The organism is Pseudomonas palleroniana (assembly GCF_003031675.1).
Taxonomy (GTDB): domain Bacteria; phylum Pseudomonadota; class Gammaproteobacteria; order Pseudomonadales; family Pseudomonadaceae; genus Aquipseudomonas; species Aquipseudomonas palleroniana.
Genome location: NZ_PYWX01000068.1, coordinates 103,981 through 114,521, shown reverse-complemented (window position 1 = coordinate 114,521; position 10,541 = coordinate 103,981). Strand labels below are relative to the sequence as shown.

The following is a 10,541-nucleotide window of genomic DNA, read 5'->3' as shown; positions in this document are numbered from 1 at the left end:
GGAACGCCATTTTTCTACCGCATAACGACGAAAAGGATGACAGAGCAGGTTAAAACGTCCGACCTGCCAACCAAGAGCGGGAGTCGATCGCCTTACTTCTTTTCACACTTCCCTGCGCCGTGCACGGGAACGTCGGTGCTCAGGCACTCCACCTAGAGATGCGCCTGTGAACAGGGAGGCTCCACCGCAAAGGCGCCACTTCATTCCCATAAAGGTGCTCCCAGATGACAAGCTCTGTTCACCACCTGCCACGCGCAATCCCGACGCTTCCCACACTAGTACCCGCCCCTACGCCTGCGCCTACACCCGGCAACGCGGTCGCCAACCCCAAGCCCAACCTTAAAACCGCCCTGGCCGATAAACGAAACCTCATCACCTTGGGCGAAGCGCTCAGCCAACTGGCCAGGCAACTGGGCGCGGACGCCACCGCACCGGTGATATTGGCAGCGCTGAAAAGCACATCGATGCTGCTTGATCCTGACTCACATCCTCCTCAGGATGCCGGCCGGCACGTCACCCTTGAGGCTTTCATCCACAGTCTCGGCTTGCCTTTACCTGACCGCCATTTCGCGCTCGACGGCCTCTCGGACGCCGTTATCGGCCGTGGCCAAGTGCATCCGTTGGGCAATCTGGGCGGCGCGCTGTCGTGGCCAGTGCCGCTGAGCACCGATCAACAGCAACGCGTCCGGCGCATCGCCATGAGCCATGTCGACCCCCATGGCCAACAACCGCAAGTGATGCAGACCCAGGGCCTGTTGCTGGAGTTCTTGCGACTTCGCACGCCGCTCCCCGCAGGGCTGCTAAATGATCCGGCCAAAGCGCTGGAGGCCCTGATCAGTTCACCCGAAGGGCAATTACTCGGCGAAACACTGCGCGAAACCCTGCAGGGCGTCGCCACCGACAGCAGCACGATGGATTACCTGCTCGCCGCCGTGATCTTGCAACTGGACCCGGAATCCATCACCACACCGCATCGCAACGTTGTCGCAGGCTTCGATCTGGCCCATGACAAGCACTGGGGCAAGCCGCTGTCCGCGCTGGTCGATGGTCTTGAACAGCATCTGGTCTCGCAGGCAAAGACCAGCGCGGCCATGGCCGGAGTCGCCGCGCATCTGTTGTTGGCCAATCGCGCACCGGCCTTGCTGATCAAGGGCATTCCGGCCAGCGTCACCTATGGCAGCCCTGCCTGTGTCGACCTGATGATCGCGGCGGCCACCCTCGAGGCGCAGACGCCCGGCAGGGTCGCGAACATGACGTATACCGAAGTCATGTTCGCGGCGCGGAGCGCGAGTGCGGCCGACCCGGCCGTGACCCTGCGCGTGCAACGGGAAGTCCTGGTGGATTGGGGCGTGGCCAACGGGGTGCTGGCCAGGAAAGATGATCAACGCTATAGCGCTGATGAGCTCACCGCCCTGCTCGGTGAATTCAATGCACGCAGAGCGCTGACCAGCGCCGCCACGCAAGCCTTGGATGCGCAGATTCCGTCGCGTCGAGAGATGGCGCTGGCCGAGCTGAAAAAACGCTTCCCCGAGCAACAGGCCCTGTTCGAGGAAAAACGGCTCCACATCAGCCGCCAGGAAACCACAGCCGATGGCGGCGTCGGCTATCGGACGATCGAGGTCGGGCCCCACTCGATGCTGGACATCGCCATGATGGACTTGCCGGACGCTGACTGCGTCTTCACCTCTGACGACACGCGCATGCCGCTGGCGGCCTTGAATGCCAACCCTCGGTTTGTCGTGGCCGACGCCTTCGAGGCGCAGTTCGCCGGCGCCGTCCAGCAAAAAAAGGCCGCCATCAATACTTACGTCAGGCACTTGATCAGCCAGGCGCCCCTGGCGATACGCGAAGATCTCGAATACGGCAAGATCAGCTTCTTCCAGGAGCATTCACACAGCTTGGGCACGGGGTTTACCGGGACCACGCCACACCCCAGAAATGAGGAACTGCTCGTCGAAGTCGAGCGCGACGGGGTGACCAGGGCCTACGCGATCAGCTTTAACAAAGGGGTGATAGCACCGATTCGGCCGTCGCGGGCAAGCGCCCAGAGCCGTCGGGACGCCAATATCGTGCACGAAACCAAAGCCTTCATCCCCAAGGGGGACGACGTTGCCCGTCGTGAGGAACAGAAGCCTGCGAATCAATCGCCTCCAGACAGCTTTAACTCAGGGCGTACCGGCCTGATCGCTGAAGCGTTCGTACAGCATGCCGACCTGGATAACGAGGCGATCAAACAACAGGCCCGCGGCCTCACCACCGCCGATAACAACCGCAGGCGCGGCGAAGCGGTCAGCGAGGCCATACTCGACCTGATCCCCTTTCGCGCGGCGTTCAATCACTTTCGCAAAGGGCATATCGGCGAAGGTTTGTTCGACTTGGGCATGGACCTGTTCGGCATCTTGACCGCCGGCGTGGGCACCGCCGGCAAGGTTATCAAGATCGCCGGCACTGCCGCCGCAACCGCCACCAAGGTGGCGCGTACGGTCAAGGTCATCGGGATGGCCACCTTCAGTTCACTCAATCCTTTGAGCGGCCTGGGCGATGCGGCGGTGGGTACCACCCGCTTGATCGGCGGCGGGTTCTCCAAGAGCGTCGAATGGCTCAATCACCTGAGGGGCGCGAGCGGTGGCTATGACTTATTGAAGGCTGCCAGCAAGGAGCATGGGCCGACCTTGATCGGCACATACAAGGTGGGTGGGATCGAGACCGAAGGTGTTGCCGTCCTGAAAAATGATCACTGGTACCCCTATGATCCCGTCGCCAATAAACCCTATGGCCTGCCCATCGACGGTTTTTCCCCACGCGGGGCACCTGAGCTGCATGCCTCGAATGGGGTGGCCAACGAACCTGCGTATTTAAGACTGCACAACAACATCCTTAACGCACGGACAGCGGAAAACAGACCGGCCTTCAATCAGGGTTATTTGACCGGACGCTTGCACGAACTGCCGGGTTATCGCGATGGAATGGGCAGTTCACAACTCAGAAAACTGGCTGAAGCGCAGGGGCGACTGCCACGTGAGCTGGGCATCCTCAGCCGGGAGCTGAAACTTGCCTATATCCGGGACGGTGAGTACACCAGCGCGTTACTGCGCCATGATGCGACGGGGCCAGGGGTATCGGTGCTGCCCTTTTCACAGGCCCGTTACAACGCACACGTTGACTTGCCCTCCGTCGGCGAGTGCGCCGGCATATCCTATGCCATGGCGCTGGCGCTGCATCTGGGCAGCGAAGAGCAGTTTGTGAAGAACCTGCTCAAGGTGAGCGACAACCCTTCAACGGCCGCCCACACACGATTCGCCACGCATTTGCGCGACCTGCAAGATGCGGTGAAAAAACCCAGTGCCTTTCATTTCGGCGGGCAGGTGGAAGTCGGGTACGACGAGATCATCGAGAAAATGCTCACGTCTGGAAAGTCGATGACTATCAGGATCGGTACTGTGGATCACGCGATGCTGGCTGGGATGCGGATCAAAAACGGTAAGCCTGAGTGGTTCTTTTTCGACCCCAACGCCGGCCTGGTCAAATTCACAAACTTGCAGTCGATGGAAAAAGGCATGGAGGAATTGCTCAACAGCGGCCAATCCGCAGCATTACACAACACGCGTCGCACGCTGACGGGTAAACGCGCCTACAGCATTAGTACATTTGATCCCGGCCATGTGAATAATCGACCCGGCATCAACCCGGATGCGGTCAGAGAACTTTCCAGCGTTACGTTGTAAACCATCAAGCGCCGAGGCATCCTGCCTGCCTAAAGTCACAGTGCCATTAAGTTTTTCGGAACTTGCTGGCATTGTGACTACTCATTAGTTGAGTTGCCTCAGCCCTACTTGGCCTCTGCACCTTTACTTTCAGGAATGTTCACTATGCCGTCCCCTGCCTCCACCATCCTTGTAGTCGAAGACGACGCCATCGTGCGCATGTTGATTGTCGATGTGCTTGAAGAGTTGGAGTTCTGTGTACTGGAGGCCGCTGATGCCGGCGAAGCGCTGGCCGTGGTCAACACCGACAAAGCCATCCACCTGATGATGACCGATGTCGGCCTGCCCGACATGGACGGCAAGGAATTGGCGACCCAAGTGCGTCAACTCCGCCCCACCCTGCCAATTCTGTTTGCCAGTGGTTATGCCGAAAACATCGACGTTCCCGAAGGGATGCAAGTCATCGGTAAACCGTTCTCGATCGATCAACTGCGCGACAAAGTCAAATCGATGTTGCCCGCCGCGTAGCCCTCCTTCCCCAGGACAAACAGCACGGCCCCTCTGAACCTGGAGCCGTCTGCTAACCTGCACATCTGCGCCACGCCGTTATCACACTGACAGTTCAACTTGTTTGCAGGGATTAACGTGACGTCCGGCGAATAAAACTGGAAACTCGGCGTTTTAATCCCACGCCCTTGAAAAAGCACTCAGGAAGGACGCAACTACATGATTGGAAAACCGACGCGCCTGCTGTTGGCGAGCCTCTCGATATTCATGAGCACCGGTGCCTGGGCCGACTTCACGGCGACCCCGACCGAAGCCCGGGCCATCGCCAAGGAGGCCTACTTGTACGGCTACCCGGTGGTGGAGATGTACAAGACGCTCTACACCCAGGCCGTTGATAAAGGCGGCACCAATTTCAAGGCCCCGTTCAACCACATCGGCAACAGCGCCCAGCTGTTCACGCCCAAGGACACTGCGTTCACGACCCCGAACTCGGACACACCCTACTCCTTCGTCTGGATGGACCTGCGCAAAGAACCCCTGGTGCTGACCCTGCCCAAGATCGAAGACAACCGCTACTACTCGGTACAATTGATCGACCTCTACACGCAGAACATCGCCTACCTGGGCACCCGCAGCACCGGCAACAATGGCGGGCACTTCATGATCGCCGGGCCTGACTGGAAAGGTCAGCAACCGGTCGACATCGACCGCGTGATCTACAGCGAAAGCAACATTGCCTACGCCCTGTACCGCACGCAGTTGTTCGATGAAAAAGACCTGGCCAAGGTCAAGCAGATCCAGAGCGGTTATAAAGTGCAGCCGCTGAGCAGCTATGTGAAGCAGCCAGCTCCGGCCAAAGTGGCCAAGATCGAATGGCCCAAGCCGATGGCAACCATGACCGACAGCCCGCAGCTGTTCCGTTACCTGAACTTCATGCTCAGCTTCGCCGCGCCCCAGGACAGCGAAAAAGACCTGTTGGCGCGTTTTGCCAAGATCGGCATTGCGCCGGGCGCACCGTTCAAGGTCAACCAGCTCAGCGCTGAACAGCGCAAGGCCCTGGAAGAAGGGATCGCCGATGCCAAGGCAGAGTTCGCAGCGTTCAAGAAAGACAAGCTCGACACCCAGCAAGTCTCCAGCAGCGACCTGTTCGGCAGCCGTGATCGCCTGAAAAACAACTATCTGTACCGTTATGCCGGGGCCAACCTGGAGATTTTCGGTAACTCAAGCGACGAAGCCACTTACCTGACCTACTACGTCGACAGCGAAGGCAAACCCGCCAACGGCGCGCGCCACAGCTACACCGTGCATTTTGCCAAGGACCAACTGCCGCCGGCCGATGCGTTCTGGTCGCTGACCATGTATGACGCCAAAACCAAGTTGCTGGTGCCCAACCACAAGAAGCGTTACCTGATCAATTCGCAGATGTTGCCCAACCTCAAGCTCGACGCCGATGGCGGCCTGACCCTGGCGCTGCAACACCACGAGCCGCCGAAGGCCGAACAGAGCAATTGGCTGCCGGCGCCACCCGGTCCGTTTTATGCGGTGCTGCGCATTTACCTGCCCAAACCTGAGGTGGGTAACGGTCAATGGAAACTTCCCCCCTTGACGCCTCTCAAGTAACGGGTTGTACAGGAGCGAGCCTGCTCGCTCCTGCTTGCACGCAATAATCAGTGTTTGAACTTGGCATAGGATTGATGCAGATCCGAAGCCCAGGCATCGATCACACTTTTCACATCATCGGCCTTCATGACCTGGGAATCATTGGACAGGGGCTTGCCGGTGCCTTTGCGTACCACTTGGGCGAGCACTTTGCCATTGCCACCGTCGAGGAACTGCGCTTCGGTGCCCAGGGTGGTTTCCTGATCGCGGATGCCGGCGCCGGTACTCACGGCCGCCGCCACCAGGGCCACAGGGATGTACTCATAAGGCTTGAGGCTTTCGGTCTTGCTGCTTACGGCGGTGATGGCGGCACGCACCACAATCACCCCCGGCCCCGGCGCACTCGCCAGCGGCAACGACTTGACCAGCTCACGCTTGAGCGCCTGGTTGTAGTAGGCATTGATGCCGTCCAGGGTGCCTTGCGGGATTTTAGTGGTTGCCTGGGGCTTGGGATAAAACTGGGTCGGCTCGACAAATACCGCCGTGTAGTTGCGCAGGTTCAGATTGGGGTCGACCCAGCGCATCACTTCAGCGCCCGAAGGCGACTTGGCTTCCTTGAGCTGACTGTAGTCCGATAGAAACCCCGAGTACTCGTCGGGTTGGGTGACCTTGCTCGCGCAGCCTGCCATTGCGAGCGAGGCGATGCACAGCGTGCTGATCATTAGCCTTGATTTCATCATTGAACTCCCTGTCGGTCATCACCGGAATATTGAGCTGTAGGTATAGCCAACTTTGCGCAAACAAGGGTTTCTGCCGGCAAGTTTTGCCGCAGTGGCAGAAACGCGCTATTGCGCTTGAGAGGTGAACTGCACCGGTCATTTCGCAGGCAACTGCGTATGACTAATCCACGAGCGGTGGGTAAGGTAACGCGACATTCCTCTTCAGGAGCATCGCATGCGCACCATTGGCCTTATCGGCGGCATGAGCTGGGAATCCAGCGCCGAGTATTACCGCATCATCAACCAGAGCGTGCGCGACCAGCTCGGCCCACTGCGCTCGGCGCAGTTGTTGATGTACAGCGTGGACTTCGGCCCGGTGGAACAAGCCCAGCATGCCGGGCGTTGGGATGACACCGCAGTGATTCTGCAACACGCGGCGCGCCGCCTGCAGGCCGGCGGCGCCGATTGCGTAGTGCTGTGTACCAATACCATGCATTTGGTGGCGCCGCGCATCGAGGCCGCGGTGTCGATTCCGTTCCTGCATATCGCCGATGCCACCGCGGCCGCAGCCCTTGCGGCGGGCACCCTGACCGTGGGCCTGCTGGGTACGGCGTTCACCATGGAGCAGGATTTTCTCAAATCACGCCTGGCCGCCCAGGGTTTGAGCGTGCTGGTGCCTGATGCAGACGAACGCCAGGCCGTGCACCGGATCATCTACGAAGAGTTGTGCGTGGAGGTGATCAGCGAAGCTTCCCGCCAGGTCTACCAACGGGTGATCGACAGCCTCGCCGCGCGAGGTGCCCAGGCCATCATCCTGGGGTGCACCGAGATCTGCCTGCTGATCCAGCCCGAACACAGCAACCTGCCGCTGCTGGACAGCACCGAGCTGCATGCGCGGGCGGCGGTGGCGTTTGCTTTACAGGACTAAGCCAAGGCCATCGACAGTAATCCAAGCCATCTGAAGTCAACTGCGGGAGGGGGCGAGCTCAATTAAGGATGAACATTGTCCCTGTGGCGAGGGAGCTTGCTCCCGCTGGGTCGCAAAGCGGCCCCAGCTTTTGGTTTGAAACGACTAGGCCTGCTACGCAGTCCAGCGGGAGCAAGCTCCCTCGCCACAGGTTACCCGTTGTCCGCTCCTTTGCGCAGGCGCGCCATGCTCAGCGCGTCGACAAACACCCCATCGCGCACACCGTAATCGCGCAGGCAGCCCTCGACCTCGAAGCCGAACTTGCGATAGAGCGCGTGCGCGGCTTCGTTGTCGGCATACACCGTCAATTCGACGCGGCGCAGGTTCATCCAGTTGTCAGCCACTTCCAACGCAGCGCTCAATAGCTTCGAACCCACACCTTTGCCCTGCCACGCGGTAGCGACTCCCATGCCCAAGCCGGCGATGTGGCTTTGGCGAACGCGGGCGTTCTGCTCCATGCCGAGGTTGCCGATGACCTCACCGCCATGCACCGCCACCAGTTGCAGCCGCCGTTCGTTGTCCATCACCAGACGCTTGCGCCAGGCCTCCACGGATTGGAAAGGCATTTGCAGCACCTGACGGCACACAGCCGGGTCGTTATACAGCGCAGTGACGCCCTCCAGATGGGCTTCGGTAAAGCGCTGGATCACGATGTGGGGTTCAGGTGCGTGCATTGTGTTTCATCCTTTGAAAGACACGTGGCCAGCCAGTGTAGAGGCCCAACCCGCCGGCTGGCTAGCGCGCTGGAGCGCTCGACCAGAGCGACGGCCAATCGCCATAACCCACGCCGGTACAGCGCGACATCATCTTGAATTCGCTGAGCTGGAAGCCCTTGCCGTCATACACCCAGACGCCTCCAGCACCGCAATCCCCAATCCCACGCTGTTTATAGAAATAGCTCAACGTGCCAGTGGCTTCGTCATACCCGACCGAGCCTTGCAGCGCCGCGCCGTCCAACGGCAAGGGTTGCAGGGTCAGTGGGGTTTCGCCGTAAGGCGCCTGGCGCTGGCGGCTGGTGACATCGTACTCGCAGTTGTAGGCGGCGCAGTCATAGCGCACCACGCTCATGGCTTGAGCCGCACTCAGCGCGCCGACTTCAGCCTGCGGCGCCATCTCGGTATCGGTCTGCGTGATGGCTTTCACGGCGGCGGCCGCCAAGCCGGTCTGCTCCTGTGCAGTCAGCGGTGGCGCAGCCGGGAACTTGCGCAATAGCGGTAGCGGCAAACGCGCCGGTACTTCACTCGCAGCGCCTTTGCCCGGCCGCGCCAGTGCGGTGACGGTATCCAGGCGACCTTGCACTGCATCCATCAACAGCAGCGAAGCGCTCAGCCCGCTGAGCGATACATGCGCGCTTTCATCTCCCGGCACCTGCAAACGCTGACCGTTGCGCAACCGCTGCAACCAGAGGCGAGCCGGTGCTTCATCGATCACGCCGTAGGACTGAACCTGGGGGTCTTCGCCCTCATCGTCCAGCTCCACGTGCAATGCCTGCGTCAACTCCAGGCCCAGAGGCTGACCATCCAATAGCAATGTAGAAAGGTCCACCGCCTCACCACGATGATCAAAACGCAAACGTGGATACCCCTGCGGGCCGGCCTGATGCCAGATGTGCAAGGTCAGGGAGCTATAGTCCTCTTCGTCGACGCCGCTGGGCGCACTGAGGGCATGGCAATTGCGCAGGTTGTCGCAGCCGGTCACCCATTGCTTGATTTCCCGCAGCAAGGGCACGGTTTCGGCGGGCGGTTGAGCGAAGGCTGGAAAGGTGGCGCCGGCCAGCGACAAGGCCAGTAATGCGGGGCGTAGCATGGGGACTCTCCGTGTCTGAAAGGCGCGGATTGTCCCATGTTCAGTGCATGGCGTCAGCGGCCGGAAGCGGTTCGCCACACCCGCGCAACATCCGCCGCTCGCTCGCGCAACAAACGCGGCGCCTCGGCGCAGGCCTGCTCCAGGTTCATCGGCCCGTTCGGCAAGGCGAACGCAGCCGCCACGCCATGGGCGTACATCTGTTCATAGCCATCGCCCAGGGTGCCGGCGATCACGATCACCGGCACCTGGTGCCGCTGGGCGATACGGGCCACGCCAAAGGGGGTTTTACCGCGCAGAGTCTGGGCGTCGAAGCGGCCTTCGCCGGTGATCACCAGGTCGGCGCCGCGTACGGCAGCGTCCAGGCCCACCAGTTCGGCCACCACTTCAACGCCGGCCCGAAACTGTGCGCCGAGAAACGCCTTGGCAGCAAAGCCCAGGCCACCGGCGGCGCCGCTGCCGGGCTCGTCGCGCACATCCTTGGGCAGCACCCTGGCGCAGTGGTCGGCGAAGTGGCCGAGGGCTGCATCCAGTTGTTGGACCTGTGCGGGATTGGCGCCCTTTTGCGGGCCGAAAATAGCCGAGGCGCCCTGGGGGCCACACAGGGGGTTGTTCACATCCGCCGCGATTTCAAATTGCACCTGCGCCAGGCGCGGGTCCAACCGCTCAAGGTTGAGGTGCGCCAGGCGCGCCAACGCCAGGCCGCCGGCGGGCAGTGGTTGCTGTTGGTCATCGAGCAGTTGCACGCCGAGGGCCTGCATGGCGCCGGCGCCCGCGTCATTGGTGGCGCTACCGCCAATCGCCAGGATGATACGCCGGGCCCCCAGGTCCAAGGCGGCACGGATCAGCTCGCCGGTGCCGTAGGTGGTGCTGGAGCATGCGTCACGCTGCCCTGGCGGTACCCGTTGCAGGCCGCTCGCTTCGGCCATTTCGATCATCGCGGTGTGGCTGGCTGCCAACCAGCCCCAACGTGCCTCGACTGTGCCGCCCAGCGGGCCACGCACCCATTGGCGACGCAGTTCGCCGTCGCAGGCGGCGAGTACCGCATCCACCGTCCCTTCACCGCCATCCGCCATCGGGCACTGGATGCATTGCGCGTCCGGCCAGACCTCGGTCAGCCCTTCGGCAATGGCCTGGGCAACGCCTTCAGCACTCAGGCTGTCCTTGAACGAGTCGGGGGCGATGATGATTTTCATGGGCTTTCTCCGGTTTTTATAACGCCCATGCTGCCAGTTGTCTGCG

The 10,541-nt window shown here is 61.1% G+C and carries 8 protein-coding genes; 4 read left to right on the top strand and 4 right to left on the bottom strand.

From position 1 onward, the window contains the following. Positions 1-224: 224 nt before the first annotated feature. The 3 genes from C9383_RS23680 (at position 225) to C9383_RS23670 (ending at position 5,831) form a co-directional block, all read left to right on the top strand. The gene (locus C9383_RS23680) at positions 225-3,725 is read left to right on the top strand and encodes a hypothetical protein (RefSeq protein ID WP_143038213.1); all 3,501 of its coding nucleotides are present in this window, start codon (positions 225-227) and stop codon (positions 3,723-3,725) included. 144 nt (positions 3,726-3,869) lie between these two features. Then, positions 3,870-4,232: a response regulator gene (locus tag C9383_RS23675; RefSeq protein WP_060752993.1), complete on the top strand. Its 363-nt coding sequence runs from the start codon at positions 3,870-3,872 to the stop codon at positions 4,230-4,232. Positions 4,233-4,430: 198 nt separating this feature from the next. Beyond that, positions 4,431-5,831, top strand: a complete 1,401-nt coding sequence (locus C9383_RS23670; protein ID WP_060752992.1) for a DUF1254 domain-containing protein — start codon at positions 4,431-4,433, stop codon at positions 5,829-5,831. Between the two features lie 47 nt (positions 5,832-5,878). On the opposite strand, the gene C9383_RS23665 is transcribed toward C9383_RS23670, so the two are convergent. Beyond that, positions 5,879-6,547: a DUF3313 domain-containing protein gene (locus C9383_RS23665; RefSeq protein WP_090370996.1), complete on the bottom strand. Its 669-nt coding sequence runs from the start codon at positions 6,545-6,547 to the stop codon at positions 5,879-5,881. A 217-nt stretch (positions 6,548-6,764) separates the two neighbouring features. Between C9383_RS23665 and C9383_RS23660 the strand changes: the two genes are divergently transcribed. After that, on the top strand, positions 6,765-7,457 hold the full coding sequence (locus C9383_RS23660) for an aspartate/glutamate racemase family protein (protein ID WP_090370994.1): 693 nt from the start codon (positions 6,765-6,767) through the stop codon (positions 7,455-7,457). Between the two features lie 191 nt (positions 7,458-7,648). Here C9383_RS23660 and C9383_RS23655 read toward each other — a convergent pair whose 3' ends face one another. The 3 genes from C9383_RS23655 to C9383_RS23645 form a co-directional block, all read right to left on the bottom strand. Continuing rightward, entirely contained in the window at positions 7,649-8,170 is a 522-nt protein-coding gene (locus C9383_RS23655) for a GNAT family N-acetyltransferase (RefSeq protein WP_060752989.1), read from the bottom strand. Between the two features lie 61 nt (positions 8,171-8,231). Continuing rightward, positions 8,232-9,302 carry a DUF1176 domain-containing protein gene (locus tag C9383_RS23650; RefSeq protein ID WP_090370991.1) on the bottom strand — a complete coding sequence of 357 codons (1,071 nt, stop codon included), beginning with the start codon at positions 9,300-9,302 and terminating at the stop codon, positions 8,232-8,234. Between the two features lie 53 nt (positions 9,303-9,355). Next, the gene (locus C9383_RS23645) at positions 9,356-10,495 is read right to left on the bottom strand and encodes a glycerate kinase (protein ID WP_090370989.1); all 1,140 of its coding nucleotides are present in this window, start codon (positions 10,493-10,495) and stop codon (positions 9,356-9,358) included. Positions 10,496-10,541: the final 46 nt, after the last annotated feature.